7 protein-coding genes are annotated in these 22,894 nt (G+C 59.6%); 3 read left to right on the forward strand and 4 right to left on the reverse strand.

The window, feature by feature from the left end:
• Positions 1-6: 6 nt before the first annotated feature.
• Complete coding sequence (locus tag CRN80_RS21905; protein WP_371861813.1) at positions 7-10,926, forward strand: non-ribosomal peptide synthase/polyketide synthase; 10,920 nt, start codon at positions 7-9, stop codon at positions 10,924-10,926.
• The gene (locus CRN80_RS21910; RefSeq protein WP_098951104.1) at positions 10,926-15,056 is read left to right on the forward strand and encodes an amino acid adenylation domain-containing protein; all 4,131 of its coding nucleotides are present in this window, start codon (positions 10,926-10,928) and stop codon (positions 15,054-15,056) included. The genes CRN80_RS21905 and CRN80_RS21910 overlap by 1 nt, the downstream gene beginning before the upstream one ends.
• Before the next feature lie 307 nt (positions 15,057-15,363).
• Here CRN80_RS21910 and CRN80_RS21915 read toward each other — a convergent pair whose 3' ends face one another.
• Positions 15,364-17,754, reverse strand: a complete 2,391-nt coding sequence (locus CRN80_RS21915; RefSeq protein ID WP_098951106.1) for a TonB-dependent siderophore receptor — start codon at positions 17,752-17,754, stop codon at positions 15,364-15,366.
• A 154-nt stretch (positions 17,755-17,908) separates the two neighbouring features.
• A complete protein-coding gene (locus tag CRN80_RS21920; protein ID WP_032896790.1) occupies positions 17,909-19,561 on the reverse strand; it encodes a cyclic peptide export ABC transporter in 1,653 nt (550 codons plus the stop codon).
• Positions 19,562-19,764: 203 nt separating this feature from the next.
• Here CRN80_RS21920 and CRN80_RS21925 point away from each other — a divergent pair, with 203 nt between their 5' ends.
• Positions 19,765-20,592: a N(5)-hydroxyornithine transformylase PvdF gene (locus CRN80_RS21925; RefSeq protein WP_044274493.1), complete on the forward strand. Its 828-nt coding sequence runs from the start codon at positions 19,765-19,767 to the stop codon at positions 20,590-20,592.
• Positions 20,593-20,715: 123 nt separating this feature from the next.
• On the opposite strand, the gene CRN80_RS21930 is transcribed toward CRN80_RS21925, so the two are convergent.
• The gene (locus CRN80_RS21930; RefSeq protein WP_098951108.1) at positions 20,716-21,588 is read right to left on the reverse strand and encodes a formylglycine-generating enzyme family protein; all 873 of its coding nucleotides are present in this window, start codon (positions 21,586-21,588) and stop codon (positions 20,716-20,718) included.
• Positions 21,589-21,617: 29 nt separating this feature from the next.
• Positions 21,618-22,886, reverse strand: a complete 1,269-nt coding sequence (locus tag CRN80_RS21935) for an aminotransferase class V-fold PLP-dependent enzyme (RefSeq protein WP_098951110.1) — start codon at positions 22,884-22,886, stop codon at positions 21,618-21,620.
• Positions 22,887-22,894 lie beyond the last annotated feature (8 nt).

Here is a 22,894-nt window from a genome sequence, read left to right on the forward strand (position 1 = left end):
CGGGGCATGAGTTTCGCTCAGCTGCCGATTGCCTCGGTGCGCGAGGCCGGCCAGGCTACGCCGCTGTCCTATGCCCAGGAGCGCCAGTGGTTTCTCTGGCAACTGGACCCAGAAAGCACTGCTTACCATATTCCTGGCGTATTGCGCCTCAGCGGCAGTTTGGACAAGCAGGCGTTGCAGCGCAGTTTCGACAGCTTGCTGGCGCGCCACGAAAGCTTGCGTACGCGCTTGAATCTGGACGGTGAAAGCCGCTCCCAAGTGGTACTGGAACATGCGCACATAGAGATGGCTGAGCGCGCTGTGAACGAAGCGCAGTTGCAGGCCAATGTGCAGGCAGAAATTATGCGGCCATTCGATTTGCGGCACGGTCCGTTATTGCGGCTGAGCCTGTTGCACCTGAGCGAACGCGAACATGTGCTGGTGCTGGTGCAGCACCACATTGTCTCGGATGGCTGGTCAATGGGGATCATGGTGCAAGAACTGATGCAGTTCTACGCTGCTTTCAGCCAAGGCCTTGAGTGTCAGTTGGCGCCGTTGTCGATCCAGTATGCCGACTATGCCCTGTGGCAGCGCAGCTGGATGGAAGCCGGAGAGAAAGCGCGTCAGCTTGCTTATTGGTGCCAACAGTTGGGTGGCGCGCAACCGGTGCTGGAGTTGCCTTTGGATCATCCGCGCCCAGCCCGGCAGAGTTACCGGGGCGCACGCCATGATGTTGTGCTGGAGCCTGCATTGGCCGCCAGCCTCAAGGCCTTGGCGCAACGCGAGGGCGTCACCCTGTTCATGCTGTTGCTGGCTTCGTTCCAAACCTTGCTGTATCGCTACAGCGGTCAATCCGATATCCGTGTGGGTGTGCCTAACGCCAACCGAAACCGTGGCGAGACTGAGGGCCTGATCGGCTTCTTCGTCAATACCCAGGTGATCAAGGCTGATATGGATGGGCAGATGACGTTCAGTCAGTTGCTGGCCCAGGTCAAACAGCGTTCGCTGGAGGCTCAGAACCACCAGGACCTGCCGTTCGAACAACTGGTGGAGGCGTTGCAACCTGAGCGCAGCCTGAGCCATAACCCCTTATTCCAAGTGATGTTCAATCACCAGGTCCAGGGGCGCGCATCCAGTGGCGGGCATCTATTGCCGGGCCTGGCCGTGCAGGCGCTGTCGTTCCAAGAGCAGAGTACGCAGTTCGACCTCAGCCTGGACACCGAGGAAGTCGATCAAAAACTCTGCGCCTCATGGACTTACGCCACCGACCTGTTTGAACCGGCCACCGTCGAACGCATGGCGATGCACTGGCAAACCCTCCTGCATACGCTCGCCAATGCTGGGCAGCAGCGTATCGACCAGCTGGTGATGCTGGCCAGTCAAGAGCAGCGGCAACTGTTGGGCGACTGGAACAACAGCGCCGCCGCGTCAGAAGTTGCAAGCTGTGTTCATAGCTTGTTTGAAGTGCAGGCGCAGCAGCGGCCGCAGGCCGTCGCGCTCTGCCTTGACGATCAGTCGCTTACCTACGCCCAGTTGAATTGCCAGGCCAACCAGTTGGCCCACTACCTCATCGGCCAGGGCGTCGGCCCCGAGGTGATGGTTGGGGTCGCGGTAGAGCGCTCGTTTGCCATGATCATTAGCCTGTTGGCGGTCCTCAAGGCCGGTGGTGCGTATGTGCCACTCGATCCGCAATACCCACGCGAGCGCCTTTTGCACATGCTGCAAGACAGTGATGTACGTTTGGTGCTGAGCCACTCCACGCAGCAGCTGGCGTTGCCTGGTGATGTTGCACGGTTGGACATAGATCGCGCCGAAGAGGCGTTGCAACGCTGTGCGCAAAATGACCCGCAGGTGACAGTGGACCCACTGAACCTCGCCTATGTGATTTACACATCCGGCTCCACCGGCAAACCCAAGGGCGTGGCGATCAATCATGCGGCGCTGACTGAGTTTTCCAGCATCGCCGCCGATTATTCCCGTCTGGTGCCTGATGATCGCGTGCTGCAATTCTCGACCCTGAACTTCGATGGCTTCGTCGAGCAGCTTTACCCGGCATTGACCCATGGGGCCACCGTCGTCTTGCGTGGCGCCCAATTGTGGGACAGCGCACGGCTGTATGCTGAAATCATCGCTCAGGGCATTACCCTGGCAGACTTACCGACAGCCTATTGGAACTTGTTCCTGCTTGACTGCCTGGCGGCGGGGCCACGTTCGTATGGCGCGCTGCGTCAGGTCCATATTGGTGGCGAAGCGATGCCGCTGGAAGGCCCGGCTCAATGGTTGAAAGCCGGTCTGGGGCATGTACGGCTGCTCAACACCTACGGCCCGACCGAGGCCACCGTGGTCTCAAGCGTACTGGACTGTACGACGGGTGAAGACATCGTTGGCACAGCCAGTCCGATTGGCCGCTCGCTGCCGGGCCGTGGGTTGTATGTGTTGGACCGCGACCTGAACCTGGCGCCACTGGGTGCAGTGGGTGAGTTGTATATCGCCAGCCATTGCGGCCTGGCCCGTGCTTACCTGAACCGCCCGTCGCTGACCGCCGAACGCTTTGTGCCTAACCCATTGGGTGGTGGCGGCGCTCGTCTGTATCGCACCGGCGACCTGGCGCGTTACCGCGCTGACGGTGTTATCGAGTATGTAGGCCGGGTAGACCACCAAGTAAAAGTTCGCGGTTTTCGCATCGAGCTTGGAGAGATCGAAGCGCTATTGCAAACCCAAAAGGGCGTGCGTGAAGCCCTGGTTCTGGCGGCCGATAACCAGCTGGTTGCCTATTTGGTGGCCGACCCCCAAGACGCCGACGCACTTAAACGCGTGCTACGCGAGCAACTGCCTGATTATATGGTGCCAGCGCATCTGATGTTCCTGGAACACATGCCGCTCAACCCCAACGGCAAGCTCGACCGCCAAGCCCTGCCCAAACCGGATGTCAGCCAGTTACAGCAGGCATGGGTCGCACCGGTGACTGCGCTGGAACAGCAAGTGGCGGCCGTGTGGGCCAAGATTCTGGGCGTCGAGCGAGTGGGGTTGACGGACCATTTCTTTGAAATGGGTGGGCATTCGTTGCTGGCGATGCAAGTCATCTCGCAGTTGCGTCAGTTGTTTGGGCGTGATGTGCCGCTGCGCAGCCTGTTCGAGCAGCCGCGTCTGCAAGGCTTTGTGGCCAGCGTGGTGGCTGACACGGCGCACGCAGCGCCGTCGGCGCCGCCGATGCGAGTGGCCAATCGTGATCAGCCGTTGCGATTGTCATATGCCCAGGAGCGCCAATGGTTCCTGTGGCAACTGGACCCTGACAGCGCTGCTTACCATATCCCCAGCGCATTGCGCCTGCACGGCCAACTCGATATTGCTGCCTTGCAGCGCAGTTTTGATGCCCTGGTGGCACGCCACGAAAGCTTGCGCACACATGTGCAGCAGACGGACGAGGGGGCCGTGCAGGTCATTCAAGCGTGCGCCCCTGTCTCTATCGTGTTGGCCGAGGTGGAAGAGGCCGATGTGCAAATGCGGGTCGAAGCGGAGATCGCACGGCTGTTCAATTTACAGCAGGGGCCGATGTTGCGCGTGACCTTGCTGCGCCTGTCTGCGCAGGAACATGTACTGGTGTTGGTGCAGCACCATATCGTTTCCGATGGCTGGTCGATGCAAGTCATGGTCGAGGAGCTGATGCAGTTGTACGCCGCTTACAGTCAAGGCCGGGACCTGCAGCTGCCGCAAATGCCGATCCAGTACGTCGACTACGCCCTATGGCAGCGCGACTGGATGGAGGCCGGGGAACAGCAGCGGCAACTGAGCTATTGGCGTGACTTGTTGGGCGGTGAACAGCCGGTCCTTGAGTTGCCGTTCGATCATCAGCGTCCGGCCCAGCAAAGCCATCGTGGTGCACGTTTGGAGGTGTTGCTGCCGGCCACGCTCGCTGCAGACCTTAAAGGGGTGGCCCAGGCTGAAGGCGTGACGATGTTCATGCTGCTGCTGGCTTCCTTCCAAGCCCTCTTGCATCGTTACAGCGGCCAGCAAGACATCCGCGTCGGCGTGCCGATTGCCAATCGAAACCGGGTTGAGACCGAGCGTCTGATCGGCTTTTTCGTCAATACCCAAGTGCTCAAGGCTGACATTGACGGGCATACCACCGTGCGCGAGTTACTGGCTCAGGTACGTCTGCGCGCCTTGGAAGCCCAGGCTCATCAGGACCTGCCGTTCGAGCAACTGGTGGAGGCGTTGCAACCGGAGCGCAGCCTGAGCCTCAACCCGCTGTTTCAGGTGATGTTCAATTACCAGGCCGACGGACCCACCGTCGATGCGCCGACATTCACGCAACTGCGTTTTGAAAACCTCACTTGGGAAAGCCGCACGGCTCACTTTGATCTGGACTTGGATGCTCATGACAGCCGTGACGGGCTTTGGGCCTCCCTGGGTTACAGCACCGATCTGTTTGACGCTGCCACCATCGAACGCATGGCTCGTCATTGGCAAAACCTGTTGCGGGCGTTGGTTACCGATCAGCAGCAGACGATTGGCCAGTTGAACCTGCTCGGTGTCGACGAGCAGCAGCATATCCTGCAGCTTTGCAATCGTACCGACTCAGGCTTTTCGGCCCAGCGCCTGGTGCACGAGCTCGTGGCCGACCGTGCCCGCGAGAATCCGGCAGCAATTGCCGTGAAATTCGACGCGCAAACCCTGACTTATGGCGAGCTGGATCGCCAGGCCAACCGCCTGGCCCATGCCCTGGTTGCCCGTGGCGTCGGCCCGGAAGTGCGGGTGGCCATCGCCATGCCGCGCAGTGCCGAGAGCATGGTGGCGTTCCTGGCGGTGATGAAAGCCGGTGGCGTGTATGTGCCGCTGGATATCGAATACCCACGTGATCGCCTGCTGTACATGATGCAAGACAGTCGTGCGCAATTGCTGCTGACCCACAGCCGTGCGTTGCAGCAACTGCCGGTCCCTGAGGGCCTGGATACCCTGGCCATTGATCGCACCGAAGAATGGGCCGGTTACAGCGATACAGCGCCGAATGTGGCGCTGGACGGTGACAACCTCGCCTACGTGATCTACACCTCCGGTTCCACCGGCTTGCCCAAGGGCGTGGCGGTGTCCCACGGGCCGTTGGTGGCGCATATCATCGCCACTGGCGAGCGTTATGAAACCTCACCAAGCGATTGCGAACTGCACTTCATGTCGTTTGCCTTCGACGGCTCCCACGAAGGCTGGATGCACCCGCTGATCAACGGCGCCAGCGTGTTGATCCGTGATGACAGCCTATGGCTGCCGGAATACACCTACGAGCAGATGCATCGCCACAACGTGACCATGGCGGTGTTCCCGCCGGTGTACCTGCAACAGTTGGCCGAACACGCCGAGCGCGACGGCAACCCACCGCCGGTGCGGGTGTATTGCTTTGGTGGTGATGCCGTTGCTCAAGCCAGCTATGACCTGGCGTGGCGCGCGCTGAAACCCAAATACCTGTTCAACGGCTACGGCCCGACCGAAACCGTGGTTACGCCACTGCTGTGGAAGGCCCGTAAAGGCGACCCATGTGGCGCCGTCTACGCGCCCATCGGCACCTTGTTGGGCAACCGCAGTGGCTACGTGCTGGATGCGCAACTGAACCTGCAACCCATCGGCGTGGCCGGCGAGCTGTACCTGGGCGGTGAGGGCGTGGCCCGGGGTTACCTGGAGCGTCCGGCACTGACTGCCGAGCGTTTCGTACCGGACCCGTTCGGCAAACCGGGCAGCCGCGTGTATCGCAGCGGCGACCTGACCCGTGGGCGTGCGGATGGCGTGGTGGATTACCTGGGGCGTGTTGACCATCAGGTGAAGATCCGGGGTTTCCGTATTGAGTTGGGTGAGATCGAAGCGCGTCTGCGTGAACAGGACAGCGTGGGCGAAACCGTAGTGGTCGCCCAAGAGGGGCCGAATGGAAAGCAACTGGTGGCCTACGTGGTGCCTGCCGCCACTCAAGCTAACGAGGTTGAGTTCCGTGATGCCTTGCGTCGTGTACTGAAGGCTCGCTTACCGGACTACATGGTGCCGGCGCATTTCATGTTTCTGGCACAAATGCCGCTGACGCCCAACGGCAAGCTCGACCGCAAAGGCTTGCCACAGCCGGATGCCAGCCAATTGCAGCAGGTGTATGTGGCGCCACAGAATGGGTTGGAACAGCAGATTGCCAGCCTCTGGGCCGATGTACTGCGCCTGCCGCGTGTGGGGTTGAATGACAACTTCTTTGAGTTGGGCGGCGACTCGATCATCTCGATCCAGGTGGTCAGCCGTGCCCGACAGATCGGTATTCGCTTCACCCCCAAGGATCTGTTCCAGCATCAAACGGTACAGAGCCTGGCGGCCGTCGCTCAGACAGGTGGGCAGGGGCTCATCATCGAGCAAGGCTTGGCCACGGGTGAAGCACTGCTGTTGCCGATTCATCAGTACTTTTTCCAGGAAGACATTGCCGAACGTCACCACTGGAATCAGTCCGTGGTGCTACGCCCCGGTACACGGTTGGATGAAGCGACCTTGAACGCTGCGTTGTTGGCGTTGATCGAGCATCACGACGCATTGCGCCTGAGCTTCAGTCAGTTATCGGGCCATTGGAAGGCTGAGTATCGCGATGTAGCCTCATACGGCGATCTGCTCTGGCACAGGCACTTGGAAACTGTTGGGGCGCTTGAGTCTCTAGGCCGGGAGGCACAACGCAGTCTGGACTTGGCGCAAGGACCGTTGATGCGTGCGGTGCTGGTTGAGTTGCCGGATGCGTCCCAACGACTATTGCTGGTGATCCATCACCTGGTGGTGGACGGCGTTTCGTGGCGCATTCTGCTCGAGGACCTGCAGACCGCCTATACCCAGCGTCAAAGCGGGCAGGCAATTGCATTGCCGGCCAAGACCAGTTCAACCCAGGCCTGGGCAAAACGCTTGCAGGCCCATGCACAGAGCCCGGCATTGCAGGAAGAGCTGCGATTCTGGCAAACACAATTGCAGGGCGCCGATGCCGGTCTGCCATGCGACAACCCGCAGGGTGGCCTGAATAACGCGCTGGCAATTTCTGTGACCACCCACCTGGATCAGTCCTTTACCCGTCGTCTCTTGCAAGAGGCGCCAGCGGCGTATCGCACACAGGTCAACGATTTGCTGTTGACCGCCTTGTCCCGCGTGATTACCCGCTGGACAGGCAGTGATTCGCTACTGGTCAAATTGGAAGGCCATGGCCGTGAAGATCTGTTCGACGATATGGACCTGACCCGCACTGTCGGCTGGTTCACCAGTATGTACCCATTGGCGTTGACGCCGGCGGCGAACCTTGCGGATTCGATCAAGGGGATCAAGGAGCAGTTACGCGCGGTGCCGGACAAAGGCATCGGCTTCGGCGCGCTACGCTACCTGGGTGATAATCATGCTCGGCAGGTGTTGAGCGGGCTGGCACAGCCGCGCATTACGTTCAACTACTTGGGCCAGTTCGACGGGACCTTCGAAGAGGATGCCACGGGGGCCTTTTTTACTCCGACGGGCGAGGAGGCTGGGCCTGAACAAAGCGAGCAGGCCCAGTTGGGTAACTGGCTGGAGATTAACGGCCAGGTCTACGGCGGTGAGCTGAACCTGAGTTGGAGCTTTAGCCGTGAAATGTTCAGTGAAGCCACTGTGCAGCGGTTGGCTGACGCGTATGCACAAGAACTCAAGCAACTGATCGAGCATTGCTGCCTGTCATCCCATCAGGGGGCGACGCCGTCCGACTTCCCGCTGGCCGCGCTCACTCAAGCGCAACTGGAGCAGTTCGAATTGGCGGGCGCCGAAGACGTCTATCCGTTGTCGCCCATGCAGCAAGGCATGTTGTTTCACGCGTTGTATGAACCGCAGGCGGGTGATTACGTTAACCAGATGCGCGTGGACGTAGATGGCTTGGATGTTCCGCGCTTTCGCGATGCCTGGCAGGCCGCGTTGGATAACCATGACATCCTGCGTACTGGCTTTATCTGGCAGGGCGGCCTGGAGCATCCATTGCAAGTCGTGCATCGCCACGTGCAGTTGCCGTTTATTGAAACCGAATGTCCTGAGGGCGCCGGGCAGCAGCAGATGCTGGACCGTCTGGCCGACGCGCAACGCGTACAAGGTTTCAACCTGGAGCATCCGCCGCTGGTGCGTATCGCACTGGCCCACACCGGGCCGCAGCGTTGTCAGTTGATCTACACCAGCCACCATATTTTGATGGATGGCTGGAGCAGTTCCCAGCTGCTCGGCGAAGTACTGGAGCGTTACGCAGGCGTGACTCCGCAAGCTCAGCTCACGCGCTACCGCGACTTCATCGAGTGGGTGCAGTCCCAGGATAAAACCCTGCGCGAAGCCTTCTGGAAGACGCAACTGGCCAATCTGGACGAACCGACACGGTTGTTCCAGGCACTGCCGCGCAACACGGAGCAGACTGCATCGTGCCTTGGGGAGTACGCGCATGAGCTGCAAGTGGCGCAGATGACCAGGCTAAAAGCATTTGCCCAGGGGCAGAAGATTACGCTCAACACCTTGGTGCAATCGGCCTGGCTATTACTGTTGCAACGCTACACTGGGCAGGACACCGTGGCCTTCGGTGCCACCGTCTCGGGACGTCCCGCGGACCTGCGCGGCGTGGAGCAGCAGGTCGGTTTATTCATCAATACACTGCCGGTTGTGGCAACACCTCGGCCAGACATGACCGCGGCGCAATGGATGCAGCAAGTCCAGCGACAGAATCTTGCATTGCGCGAGCACGAGCACACGCCGTTGTTCGAGCTACAGCGCCTGGCCGGATTGGGCGGTGAGGCGTTGTTCGACACCATTCTGGTGTTTGAGAACTATCCGGTATCAGAGGTCCTGGAGCAGGGTGCCCCGCTGGGGGTTCGGTTCGGCGAGGTGAAGAGTCGCGAGCAGACGCATTACCCCTTGTCGATTGCCGTCGGTTCCGGTGAAACGCTTAGCCTGCACTACACCTATGACCTTGGCCAAGTTGCGGCGACTACGGTTGAACGCCTGCATCAACATTTACTGCATCTGATCATGGCAATGGTTGCCAGGCCGCAGGAGGCGCTGGCGCAATTGACGCTATTGACAGCGCCGGAGCACCGGGCGCTGATGGCGCAAGGCAATGGAGGGGTCAATAGCGGCTCTTACAGTCTTGTCCAGCACCAATTCGAGCAGCAAGTACGCCGTACGCCAAAGGCAATCGCAGCGATCTTTGACGACCAGCAATTGACCTACGATGCGTTGAACCGGCGCGCCAACCGCCTCGCGCACGGATTGATAAAACAAGGCGTGGGTCCTGACTCGCTGGTGGGTATCGCGCTGGAGCGCTCTTTCGACATGCTGGCGGGTTTGCTGGCGATTCTCAAAGCTGGCGGCGCGTACGTGCCGCTTGACGTGGACTATCCGCAAGAACGCCTCGCCTACATGCTCAAGGACAGTGGCGTTAAATGGCTGCTGACTCAGTCGGACCTGGACCTACCGCCGGCTGAAGGCGTGCAGTGCCTGAGCCTGGACGGTGATCAAGCTTGGTTGAGTGCCGGCGGCGATGCCGATCCGCAGGTTGCGGTGAGCGGCCAGAACCTGATGTATGTGATTTACACCTCAGGCACCACTGGCAACCCTAAAGGGGTGGGGGTGACACATGACGCATTGGCACAACGTCTGGCGTGGATGCAGGAAACCTACCATTTGCAGGCCGACGATGTGTTGCTGCAAAAGGCCCCGATGAGTTTTGACGTATCGGTATGGGAGTGTTTCTGGCCATTGATCAGCGGCAGCCGGCTGGTGATAGCGGCGCCGGGCGAACACCGGGACCCGGTGCGCCTGATGGAGTTGATCCAGGCATTCGGCGTAACCACGTTGCACTTCGTCCCCTCGTTGCTGCAGCTGTTCATGGACACGCCGGGTGTTGCGCAGTGCGTGCATGTGCGCCGAATGTTCTCTGGTGGCGAAGCGCTGAGTGCTGAACTGCGCAATCAGATCCTGCGGACCCTTCCGGCCGTTGAGCTGCACAACCGTTACGGCCCGACTGAAACGACGATCAATGCAACGTGGTGGGCATGCTCTTTGGAGGACGGCGCGCGTTCGCCGATCGGCCGGCCCTTGGGCAATGTGGTTTGTCGGGTCTTGGACGGTGACCTGAACCCGGTGCCTGCCGGCGTTGCCGGAGAATTGTGCGTTGGCGGAGAAGGCTTGGCTCGCGGTTACCTCGGGCGTGCGGGGCTTTCGGCCGAGCGTTTTATTGCCGACCCATTCGGCAGTGCGGGAGGGCGCTTGTACCGCACAGGCGACCGAGTGCGCTGGGGGGATGATGGCGCCTTGGAGTACCTGGGACGCCTGGATCAGCAGATCAAGATTCGCGGCTTCCGTGTGGAGCTGGAGGAAGTGCGCGCCTTGCTGCTGCGTCAGGCACAAGTGGCGCACGCCGAAGTGATTCTGCGCTCGGGCAGCGGCGGCGGCCAATTGGTTGGCTACTACGTTGCCCAGCCGTCGGCCTCTGACGAACCCGAGCACAACCAGACACTGCGCGACGCCCTGCAGGCACAACTGCCGGACTACATGGTGCCCAAATACTTCGTGCGCCTACCCAGCATGCCGTTGAGCCCCAGTGGAAAGCTGGACCGCAAAGCGTTGCCCGAGCCTGGTAACCAAGTATCGCAGAGCGAGTATGTAGCACCTCAAAGCGATCTTGAGAAACAGTTGGCAGGGATCTGGCAAGACGTGCTGGACGTCGAACAGGTAGGCCTCAACGACAATTTCTTTGAGCTGGGCGGGCACTCGCTATTGGTGATCAATGTGATGTCACGCATTCAGTTGGAATTGGGGGTGAAGATCAGCGTGCATGAGCTGTTCCAGCATGCTCAGTTCAAACTGCTAGCAGACCACCTGCAGGGGCAGGGCACCCGTGTCAGTACAGAAAAATTGTCGTTCCTGGATTCGCTCCTCGACGAAATGGAGGAGGTGTAATGGATAGCCAGATGGCTCAGAAAATCATGAAGCGCTTTATCGGCCTGGGGCTGGAGCAGCGCAAGGTTTATCTGCAGAGGATGTTGCAGGAGGGTGTTTCCCCCGCGAACCTGCCTATTCCGCAAGTGCGGCTTGAAGCGGCTGCATTGCCGCTCTCGTACGCCCAGGAGCGTCAGTGGTTCCTCTGGCAGTTGGACCCGCACAGTGCCGCTTATCATATTCCCAGTGCCTTGCGACTCAAGGGACGCCTGGATATCGCCGCGCTACAGAAGAGTTTTGAGTACCTGATCGCGCGACACGAAAGTTTGCGCACGCGGTTTCGACGGGTCGGTGAGGTCACGCAGCAGGCGGTGCTGCCAGGATTTTCGATCGTCCTGGCACCTGAGGAGATCGATGAAGGCCACCTCAAAGCGCGGATTGAACAAGAGATTGCGCGCCCCTTCGATCTTGAACAAGGCCCGCTGTTACGCATCACATTGCTGCGCCTGGCCGAGGAGGAGCACGTGTTGGTGCTGGTGCAGCACCACATCATCTCCGACGGCGGTTCGATGCAAGTCATGGTGCAAGAAGTGGTGCAGGCGTATACCGCTCTCAGCCATGGACATGGGATTGACTTGCCCGCCTTGCCGATCCAGTACGCAGACTACGCCCTCTGGCAGCGCAGTTGGATGGAAGCAGGGGAGAAGGAGCGGCAACTGGAATACTGGTTCAAGCTGCTCGGTGGTGAGCAACCCGTACTGGAGTTGCCGTTGGATCGCCCGCGTCCTGCTGTACAGAGCTATCGCGGCGCGTCCCTGGAGCTGGTACTGGATGACGCACTGGCTGCGGGTGTCAGAACTGTGGCCCAGCGCGAGGGGGCGACCAGTTTCATGTTGCTGCTCGCGTCCTTCCAGGCGCTGTTGTATCGCTACAGCGGGCAGCGGGATATCCGTGTAGGTGTGCCGACAGCGAACCGTAACCGGGTGGAGACGCAGCGTCTGATCGGGTTCTTCGTCAATACCCAGGTGTTGAAAGCCGATATCGACGAGCACACCACTGTTCTGACGCTGTTGCGCCAGGCTCGTCAGCGGGTACTCGAGGCCCAGGCGCATCAGGACTTACCCTTTGAACAGTTGGTTGAAGCACTGCGTCCTGAGCGTAGCTTGAGTTACAACCCGTTGTTCCAAGTGATGTTCAATCATCAGAACCGAGGGGCCGGCAGCGACAGCGAGGCACAGGCATCCAGTCTCATACTGGAAGGGTTGGAGTGGGAAAGCCGCACGGCGCAGTTCGACCTCAGCTTGAATGTCTGCGAGGAGGGTTCGAGTATCCAGGCTTCATTTGGCTATGCGACCGACCTGTTCGAGGCCACAACCATCGAACGCATGGCGCATCACTGGCAGCGCCTATTGAATGAAATGATTGCGGCGCCGCACGCTTCGATCAATTCGCTGGCACTGCTGGATGCCCAAGAGCGTTGGCAGATGGTCGATGCCTGGAATGCGACCGCCACTGATTACCCTCTCGAGCAGGTGCATCATTGCTTTGAAGAGCACGCCGAACGTACTCCGGACCGGCCTGCCCTGGTGTTTGGCACAGAACAATTGACCTATGCGGCCTTGAATCATCGCGCAAACCGCCTGGCCCATGCCTTGATCGCTTACGGTGTCGGCCCCGATAGTCTGGTGGGCGTGGCGATGGAGCGCTCCGTTGAGATGGTCGTGGCCTTGATAGCCATCCTCAAGGCCGGGGGCGCCTATGTGCCTGTGGACCCGCACTATCCCCAGGAGCGTCAGGCCTACATGCTTGAGGACAGTGCGGTAGAGCTGCTGTTGAGCCAGTCGCACGTGAATCTGCCGACGGCCGACAATGTGGTGCGTATTGACCTGGATCTTGATGACGCCTGGCTGAGTGCATACAGCCAGGTGAACCCCGACGTGGCGGTCGGCGGTGAAAACCTTGCCTATGTGATCTACACCTCGGGTTCGACCGGCAAGCCTAAAGGCGCGGGAAATAGTCATTCAGCCCTGGCCAATCGCTTGTTTTGGATGCAACAAGCCTATGCATTGGACGCCAGCGATACCGTGCTGCAGAAGACACCGTTCAGCTTTGATGTGTCGGTGTGGGAGTTTTTCTGGCCTTTGCTCAGCGGCGCCCGATTGGTGGTGGCGCTGCCCGACGATCATCGCGATCCGAGAAAGTTGGTCGACCTGATCGTGCGCGAACGTGTCACGACGTTGCACTTCGTGCCGTCGATGCTGCAAGCCTTCTTGCAGGACGGCCAAGTGGGGCGTTGCACCAGTGTACAGCGCATCATTTGCAGCGGTGAGGCACTTCCCGTCGACGCGCAGTCCCAGGTATTTGCGAAGCTGCCCAAGACCCGGTTGTACAACCTCTATGGCCCCACGGAAGCGGCCATCGACGTCACCCACTGGACCTGTGTCGATGAGGGCAAAGATGCCGTGCCCATTGGCAAACCCATCGCAAACCTGGGTTGCCATGTACTGGACGCTAACCTGGAGCCTGTACCCGTCGGCGTGCTCGGCGAGTTATACCTGGCGGGGAAAGGGCTGGCGCGCGGATATCACCGTCGGCCTGCGTTGACGGCCGAGCGTTTTGTCGCGAACCCTTTCGGGGTGGGGCAGCGGATGTATCGTACCGGCGACCTGGCGCGCTACCGCCCTGATGGGGTGATCGAATACGCCGGGCGTATCGACCATCAAGTCAAGCTGCGTGGCCTGCGCATCGAGCTGGGTGAGATAGAGGCACGCCTGCTTGAACATCAACTGGTACGTGAAGCGGCAGTCGTGGCGCTCGATGGCACTCAACTGGTTGGGTATGTGGTACTTGACGAGACTGTGCCTCAGTGGCGTGAAGCCCTTGGCGGCTATTTATCAATCCACCTGCCGGCCTTTATGGTGCCCGCCCAATGGGTGTTGTTGGAGAAAATGCCGCTCAGCCCCAACGGCAAACTGGAGCGCAAGGCGCTGCCGCGTCCTGAAGCGGGTACAGAGCACCGCGACTATGCGCCGCCGCTCACAGCGCTGGAACAACAGGTGGCGCAGGTTTGGCAGCAAGTGCTGGGTGTTGAGCGTGTGGGCCTTGACGATAACTTCTTCGAGCTGGGTGGGCACTCGTTGCTGCTTCTGGTGGTGAAAGAACGCCTGGCTGCTCACTGCGGGTTGGTGCTCACGGTCAACCAACTGATGACACGCCCCACCGTCAGGGCTCTGGCAAGCGATGCACCGGATGGGGTTCATCATTCGCTGATTGTTGAGCTGAACGGCCATCAGGGTGTCCCGTCATTGTTCCTGTTTCATCCAAGCTTCGGTTCGGCACACTGCTATAAAGCCATTGGCATGGCGCTGCGCCTGGAGATGCCGGTACGCGGCGTCATTTGCCGTGCATTGGTTGATCCGTTGAGCGAAGTGCCGACCTGGGATGCGATGGTCGACGAATATGCCCGGCAGCTTCAGGTGGCTCAGCCGCAGGGGCCGTATTACCTCGGAGGTTGGTCGCTGGGAGGCAATCTGGCGTTGCAGGTGGCGGCGGTCCTGGAAGAGCAGGGCGCGGAAGTCGCGTTTGTGGGGTGTATCGATGCGCCTCCACCCTTGCGTGTCACGGCGTTCTGGGAAAGGGAAAAATCCTTGAGTCCCATTGCCGAGCCAGCGGCAATCAGCGATACGTTAGTGGACCGGCGTGTGGCATTGCTGGCGGTGATGTTCCCTGATGCTGCACAGGCCATTGCCCATGCCTGGCGGGATGTCGAGCACGGCGGCGCCACAGCTGATCAACAGTGGGCGATGTTCTGTGAGTGGGCCGATTCGTTCCTGGGCGAGACGTTCACCAGCCTGCGCAGTGAGTTGCAGCAGGGTGGAGAGCTGGATGTTTCATGGGCTTTGAAACTTGCGCTGGATGAGCGATTGAAAGAGGCCGACTACGTGAGCATTGCCGCGCCAGTGAGCTGTTGGTGGGCCGCTCAAAGCAAGTCCGAAGTGGATCGCCACGTTATTGGCACGGCGCTTGAAGCAGGCATTGGCCATGGGGTTGAGGCTTCGGTGGTGATCGATACGACCCATGACAAGATCGTCCACAACCCTGAGTTCATCGCTTCGTTTGTATCCGCGGTAAAGCGCGTCATACGCAAGTGAGGCCTGGCGTTCGGGCTTGGAACACCGGCTTCGTACCGGTGTTTCTCTTGCAGTCTCAGATAGTGACCAGGTTTGGCGGGGCCAAACAAAACCCCCGCCGATTGGCGTAATGCTGTTCACTTAAGCGTATATCGCCCTTTGTAGGAGCGAGCTTGCTCGCGAAGAACCTCAACGATAACGCGTGTTTCCTGATTGAACGCGGCGCCTGTGAGTTTTTCGCGAGCAAGCTCGCTCCTACAAAAAGCCTTAACTGAACGGCATTACGCCGATTAGCGGGGGTTGGGTTGCTCGAACGGCAGCGCCGGAGTCAGAAGTCCACGCGAGTGGTTAGCATGACATTGCGCGGATCGCCGTAATAGCCGGTGTTGAAGAAGCCAATGTTGGTGAGGTAATGCTTGTCGAACAGGTTGTTGACGTTCAGTGTCGTGGAGACTTTGTCGGTGAACTGGTATTTGGCCATGGCGTCGACCACCCAGTAGGCTTCCTGGCGAACGTCTTCGGATCGAGATTTCGCGCTGTTGTAGACCGATTGCCAGGTTTTACCCTGCCAGCGAGCGCCGCCGCCGATGGTCAAGCGGTCCAGCGGGCCGCTGAGCTTGTACGTGGTAAAGAAGCTGATCTGGTCCTGGGGTTCCAGGGTTGACGCTTTATCACCGTGCTCGTCCCGGATGACCTTGTGGGTATAGCCCGCCTGGGCTTGCCAGCCAGGTGCAAGTTCACCGGACAGCTCGGCTTCGAAACCTTTGGTCTTGGCTTTGATGCCTCTGGAGGCATCGTTGATCGCTGGGTTGGTCGGGTTGGCGTTGTATTCGGTGTCAGATTCCGCGCGGTTGGATTCATGCACTTCGAAATAGGCCAGGCTGGTGTTCAGCCCACCGTCGAAGAACTCGCCTTTCACACCGAGTTCGTAGTTCTTGCCTTCATCGGGTTCCAGTACCTTGTTGTCCCGGTCGCGCGCCGTCTGTGGGTAGAAGATTTCGGTGTAGTTGGCGTAGGCGGTAAAGTTGTCGTTGAGGTCGTAAGTGGCGCCGATATAGGGAATCAGTTTGCCGGTTTCCGTACTGTCGCTGGTGCCTGTCAACCAATAATTGGCCACGCGACTGCCGAGGATCACTTTAAAATCATCGGTAAGGTTCAAGCGTGCAGTCGCGTAGCCGGCAGTTTGTCGGGTGGTTTCATCGAACCTCTGGGTCACTGCGCCCCAGTCGGGTTTGGGGAAATCACCGTCGAAGTTCCAGAAGTCGACGATTCGTTCATTAGCGTGAATCGGGTTGGCGTAGTTTTTGCCCTTCCAGTGGGAGTTAGACGCAGAGGCGCCCACCACGAGTTCGTGTTCCCGACCACCCAAGCTGAACGGGCCGCTGGCGTAAATATCGCCGGAATCGGCGCGGGTATCACCGGTGAATTTGTTCGCATAAAGCGTCGACATGCCGGTGGCTACGAATGGGCCTGTCTGGATCGACCCCATCTGTGCGTCGTAACCACTGAATTGATGGGTGTATTGGCCCTTGACCACCCAGTCATTGGCAAATTGGTGCTCCAGCGTGGCGAACGCGCTTTGGGTGAACTGCTCCCAACTGCTCCACTTGGCAGCGCTGTTAAACGAACGCTTTACGTCGATGCGGTTACCGCTACGGTCAAACAACGGACGGCTGCCTGCCCATCCTGCGCCGGATGGGTCGCTGTTCTGATAATCGAATCCGACAGTCAGCAGGGTATCTTCACTGAGATCGGCTTCAATCGTGCCGAAATACACGTTGGTTTTGCGTTCATAGTGGTCCAGGAACGAGTGCTTGTCCTGATAAGCAGCCACCGCACGGCCGCGGATATTGCCGCTTTGTGTGAGTGGCCCACTGACGTCGACCTGGGAACGGTAGTTATCCCAGCTGCCCGCCCCCAATTCGAGGCTGGCCTTGAAGTCCTTGGTTGGCTTTTTACGGATCAGGTTGAGCGTTGCCCCGGGGGCCCCGGCGCCGGACAACAAGCCATTGGCACCCTTGAGTACTTCAACACGGTCGTAGATCGCCATGTCCGTCAGGGTCTGGCCAGACGAATAAGCCGCGTTACGCAGGGTTGGGATGCCGTCATATTGAAAGTTTTCGATCGAAAACCCACGTGCGAAGTATTGGGTCCGCTCGCTGTCGAGCCTCGATACAGTGACGCCTGGCGTATGACGCATCACATCATCGATAGAGGTCAGCGCAAAATCATCCATGTGCTGGCGTGTGATAACACTGATCGACTGAGGTGTTTCTCGTGGGGTCAGTACCATTCGCGTAGCGGTGGCGATAGTGCCCGGCGTATAGGAGCCTGAGTCTTCGGTCACCGTACCCAACTGGTTGGCGCTAACCTGGGTTGCACCCAATTCCAGCGTGGAAGATTCACTGGCACGGGCCGTAATGGTGATGGTAGTGCCCTGCAGCCCGTAACTGACGCCGGTGTTCTGGAGCAGGGCGGCGATAGCCCGGGTCGGTGCCAGCTTGCCCTTTACCCTATTGCTGCTTTTGCCTTGCACATCCGTCGGGCTGTAGAGCACCTGCAGATTGGTCTGGCGGCCAAACTCCTGCAGCGCCGCTCCCAGTGGCTGGGCTGGAATGTTGACGTCGATCTCTTGGGCTTGTACGTAACCGGCGATGGGCAGGGAGATCGCAAGGGCAAGCGTACAGGGTTTCAAGTTAAAGCTCATGGCCCGTCGCATGGACAGCGCTTTGCTCAGGGGGCTGAGACCGAGTCGTACTGACATGGATGCGTTCACTTCTGTATTTTTGGTTAGCAGATTATAGGTATTTATTGAGGTTGGTTCTCATTAACTTTAATGGGACGTTCCTCCTTCATTAAACCGGAAAAAAAATTCAAGCGGGTTCCATTTCAGGCACCACCTTGCCCGCGCGTAGACGCACCAGTTGGTCGGCGATATCGAAATAGCGATCGTCGTGGCTGATGACGATGATGGTCTTGCCCAAGCGCTTGAGATCCGGCAACAGCTCTGTGTAGAAGATTCGCCGGAAAGCCGGATCCTGGTCTGCAGCCCACTCATCGAACACCAGTACCGGACGCTCTTCCAGCCAGGCATTGACCAAGGCGAGACGTTTGCGTTGCCCTGTGGAGAGGTCGGTGGTGCTGAATGAGCCGTCCTTGATGGTCACTTTGTGCGCAATCTCCAGGCGTTCCAGGTATTGGGCCGCACTGTCCATCGATTGCTGCCCGCCGCCCTGAACCAGGTCGTCAAACAAGTAATAGTCGGCGAACACTGTTGTAAACAACTGGCGGTAATCGTCGCGGGTAGGAGCGATCACTGCCTCGCCGTTAAGGTGGATCTCGCCCGACTGCGGTTGATAAAGCCCCAGTAGCAGCTTGATTAGCGTCGTTTTACCGCAGCCGTTCTCGCCGACGATAAACACGATATCGCCTTGCTTGATGCTCAGGTTGACAGGTCCCAGGTGGAACGGCTCGCTGCCTTCCACGGGTGGGGGGCTGTAGCTTACGTCGCGCAGTTCCAGGCTGTGGACCACCGGTTTTGGTGCTTCGCTGTCTTCGAGCAGCAAATGCGGTTCGGGCGACGAAAAGCGGTCGGACAATTCAGCGATGCGCGAGAACGCGATCTGCGCGCGGCTGACGATCGGTAAGGCGGTGACCACGTGTTCAAGCGGTCCCTTCATATACAGCAGTACCAGCACAAAGCCGGTAATCACAGCCGGGTCGGGGTTTGGGTTATACGCCTGGAACGCCAGCGCCAAGCCGATGACCACAAAGAACAGCATGGAGCCGAAGGTCTTGGCCACAATGAAGATGTTCACCGAGCGAACCTGGATATCGCTGATGCGATCAGCGGTAGCCTGGATTCGATGGGTATTCATCCGGTAGCGGCGAGGCCTGTGAATGCGCAACTCCTTCGCGCCAGAAGCGATTGCGGTGTAGTAGCGTTGCAGCTCATCTTCCTGGTCGCGAGCTGCTTCAAAACCCTTGATCCCAGCAGAGCGTGCGACGTACTGCACGGACGTGCCGATTAAAATCGCCACGATCATCATCAGGAACATCGGCACCGACAGGTACGCCAGGTATCCCAGGCAGCCCAAAGTCACCGTACTGGCGATGGCCAGCGGGGTGAAAGAAAAGGAGAAATCACTGATGGTGTCGACGTCGTGAGTCAGCACCGGAATCAGTTTGTGGGTGCGGTAGCGTTCGATTTGTTCGATAGGTGCTGACAGCACCTTTTCTCCCAGCTCCTTGCGCAGTGCGGCGATGATGCGTTGGCCGACGTAGTTGGTGCCGATATCTGAGACGATCGAGCTGACCAGGGCAAGCGCACACAGCGCAGCGAAGGTCAGAATCACACCGTGCGTCATGCCGGTAGACGAATGCAGCGCAGTGTTAATCGTCGCCAGCAGCAAGGTAATGGCCAGGCCACCCGCCATGCCAAGGGCGACGGAGACCGTCACGATGGTACGAAAGGGCCTGAGCAATGCGAGCAAACCTTTGAAGGCGCCGCGCTTGGGGTCGGTCATAAATACTTCCCGGAAAGTGAAAAAGAGGGGGGCTGGGCACACAGACCCTTACCCATGACAAACGAAGCTGTGCCGTGACTATTTAGCGCGGCGTGCCGGGCGGTGGCCGTGGGCGATAAATTGCCCGGGGCCTGGTTCGTTCTTGTTCTGTAGGCGCACGTGCATCAATGCCGTGCGTGGCCCTTTGAGCGAGAGCGAAACACATGACGAAAAAGAACCTGGTGTATGTCTGGTCCCTGAGAAATGCCGCCGCCGACAAGGCGGGGCAGCCGGTGGCCTATAAAGACCACGAGCGCTATATGAAATCGGTGCTGGAGTTTCTGGTGGGCTCGCTCAACGACACGCCGCTGGGCGAGGCTTACAACCTGGTGGGCGTGGTGTATGACGACGATGAGCAAAACCCGCGTGACCAGCAGTTGGTGGCGGACTATGGCTTTGCTTACCAGCCGGGGCGTCAGTGGCTGTATCCGGCGGATTTACGTGTGCAGGGCACGTTGGTCAATGACCTGCTGCTGAGCGTGCCGTCAACCTATCGTCGCCTGCCACGGGGCAGCGCCGAGCATGTCGCCGGCAAGCAGGATTTCGAGCGTCGCCTGCATGACACTTTGGTGGAGTTGAAGGCTGACATCGTGGTGCTGGATGGTTTGCTGGTGATCCTCGACGAACTGGTGCGCCCAGGTGCGCCGTTTGCGCGGCGCATCATGAACATTCATCCGGGCATCACCCGCCTCGAGTCGCCGTACGAACGCCGTGGGGCGTACGCCACTTGGAATGCGCTGTACGGCGCACGTGGGCAGGCAATCACCGACTGGGCGAGCAAAGCGACGCAGGCGTGCGAGCCGTTGTATTGGACCGGTGCGTCATTCCACTACGTGGATAACGGCATCGATTCGGGAGAGGTGTTCCACGACGTGCTCAAGACCGAGATTTCGCCTGAGGACACCATCCTTGAACTGCGCTGGAACAACTTCAACAACAGCCTGTTCCCGGCGCTGCATGAAGGCTTGGAGCTGTTGGCCAAACAAGGCTGAACATGCGTGCTGGAACCTTGTAGGAGCGAGCTTGCTCGCGAAAAACTCACAGACGCCGCGTTTATTCAGGAAACACGCGTAATCGTTGACGTTTTTCGCGAGCAAGCTCGCTCCTACAAGGTGTTAGAGCTCGCGTACTACGCGAAAGCCGATCCAATCCCCGCGCGTCTGCGGGTAGATGTTGTTGCGATTGCCCGAGCGTGAAAACACCGGCGCCTCGCCCCAGTCATTGCCGCGAATCTGGTAGGCCTCGCAGTTGGGCTCCACCCAGGCGCTGCCATCCGTTGGCGCGCCGACGTAGTTGGGGTGCTCGCAGTCAGCCACCCGCTCATACACGTTGCCGTGCATGTCATACATGCCAAATGCATTCGGTGGGTAGCTGCCCACGGGCGACGAATAGCTGTAGCCGTCCGCGGGGCCGTAGGTGTTGGCGTGTTGGGCGATGCTGTAGCCCTTGCCTTCGTCGAACGGGAAGGGGAACGGGCCGCTGGTGCCGGCGCGGGCGGCGTATTCACGCTGGGCTTCGCTGACCATGTCGTACTTATGCCCGGTTTTCTTCGACAACCAGCTCACGTACTGCTTGATGTCGTCCATGTCCATGCACACCGCCGGCTGACGTGGCCCCTGGGGGTAACGCGGCTTGCTGGCGATGCATTCGCGGCCGGGGCGGTCGTCGCCATTGGCAATCTTGACTCCGGTCTGGCGCACGTAGCTGTCCCATTCGCCGGCGGTGATATGGAAGCGGCTCATGGCGAACGGTTTGGCGAAGGTCACCTCATGCATCGGGCCTTCGTCGGGCTCGCGGCCCACTTCGTCTTCGGGCGTGCCCATGGTGAAGGTGCCGGCGGGCAGCACCACCATTTCCGGGCAGTCCTTGCAGTCTTTGAACACCTTGCCAGGTTGTGGGGTAGCGGCCTGGGCCAGGCCGGGTAGCAAGGCGCCGCACAGGGCGGTGAGTGCCAGTGCGGTGAGGGGTTTGAGTTGGGATGGAATCATGGAGGCATCTCGTTCAAAGGGAAAAGGGGTCATAACCGCTGGCTCAGCAGGGCCATGAAGCGCTGGATCTCATCGGAGTTGTTAAGCAGGCCCGGTGAGGTGCGAATCACCGGGCCAACGTCACGGTCCACCGCGTCCACCACCACGCGGTTTTTCATCAGGTAGGCCGCGACGGCATCGCTGTCCTGATCCTTGACTCGGAAAAAGGTAAAACCCGCTGACAGCTCGGGGCTGCGCGGCGTGACCAGTTCGATCTGCGGGTGGGCCAGCAGTTGGTCCTTGAGTTCGGTGTTGAGGGCATGGATACGCGCTTGCACCGGCGCCTTGCCCAGTTGCAGGTGCAACTTGAAGGCTTCATCGGCGGCCCAGCGATGTTCGAAGGCGTGGTAGCCACCGGGCGTCATGGTCGTGGCGAAGTCCTTGTCTTCGGAGAAGGTCGGAATCATCGGTGTGACGTATTTGTTTTCGGTCTCGCGGGCGCACACCAGGCCGGTGCCGCGCGGGCCGAACATCCACTTGTGGGTGCCGGCGATGAAGAAGTCGCACTGCATGCTCGGGAAGTCGAGGTCTTCCACGCCGAAGCCGTGCACGCCATCAACGATATAGAGCAGGCGATCTGGCTCGTCACGGTTGCGGTTGTGTTCGTCCACCAGCTTGCCGATCTCACCGATGGGCAATTTCACGCCGCTGCCGGACTGCACCCAGGTCATGCCCAGCACGCGCGTATTGGGGCGAATATTGCGCTGGATATTGCCCAGCACCTCGTCGGCCGAGACCTGATGGGCGTTGTTGAACAGGCGTATTTTACGTACCTGGGTCCGCTCCTTGCGCACCCTGAAATCCAGGCTGAACGCGGTGGCGTAGTGCTCATGCACCGTGGTGAGGATTTCCTGGTCGGCACGCACCTTGATCCCACCATAGATCATCGCCAGCCCTTCGGACGTGCTGCCGGTCAGGGCGATCTGCGCTGGCGTGGCGTTCAGGTAGCGGCTGGCCCACTCGCGTACCTGGCCCTCACGCTTCCAGGTTTCCTGCAGGTCCCAGTCCATGGCCAGGCCAGGGTTGCGGTCGATCTGCTGGCGGTAGCGCTCGATGGCCTCGCGCACAGGCCTTGGGTGCGAGGCCACCAGGAAGTTGGAAAAGTGCAGGTAGCTCGGGTCCTGGTTGAACAGCTGTTTCAATCCCGTCCATGGGTCGTTCGTAACGGCGGCCACTGCCTGAGGCAGCAACGCGGTGCCCAGCGGCAGGCTCGCGGCAAAGACGCCGGCCTGCTTGAGAAATGTACGGCGGTCGGTCATGGACTTAC

The organism is Pseudomonas sp. FDAARGOS_380 (assembly GCF_002591235.1).
GTDB lineage: Bacteria > Pseudomonadota > Gammaproteobacteria > Pseudomonadales > Pseudomonadaceae > Aquipseudomonas > Aquipseudomonas salmasensis.

Bases quoted from the DNA above. Each gene is read 5' to 3' on its own strand.
- CRN80_RS21905 (WP_371861813.1), top strand. From the start codon at position 7: ATGAGTTTCGCTCAGCTGCCGATTGCCTCGGTGCGCGAGGCCGGCCAG.
- CRN80_RS21910 (WP_098951104.1), top strand. From the start codon at position 10,926: ATGGATAGCCAGATGGCTCAGAAAATCATGAAGCGCTTTATCGGCCTG.
- CRN80_RS21915 (WP_098951106.1), bottom strand. From the start codon at position 17,754: ATGCGACGGGCCATGAGCTTTAACTTGAAACCCTGTACGCTTGCCCTT.
- CRN80_RS21920 (WP_032896790.1), bottom strand. From the start codon at position 19,561: ATGACCGACCCCAAGCGCGGCGCCTTCAAAGGTTTGCTCGCATTGCTC.
- CRN80_RS21925 (WP_044274493.1), top strand. From the start codon at position 19,765: ATGACGAAAAAGAACCTGGTGTATGTCTGGTCCCTGAGAAATGCCGCC.
- CRN80_RS21930 (WP_098951108.1), bottom strand. From the start codon at position 21,588: ATGATTCCATCCCAACTCAAACCCCTCACCGCACTGGCACTCACCGCC.
- CRN80_RS21935 (WP_098951110.1), bottom strand. From the start codon at position 22,886: ATGACCGACCGCCGTACATTTCTCAAGCAGGCCGGCGTCTTTGCCGCG.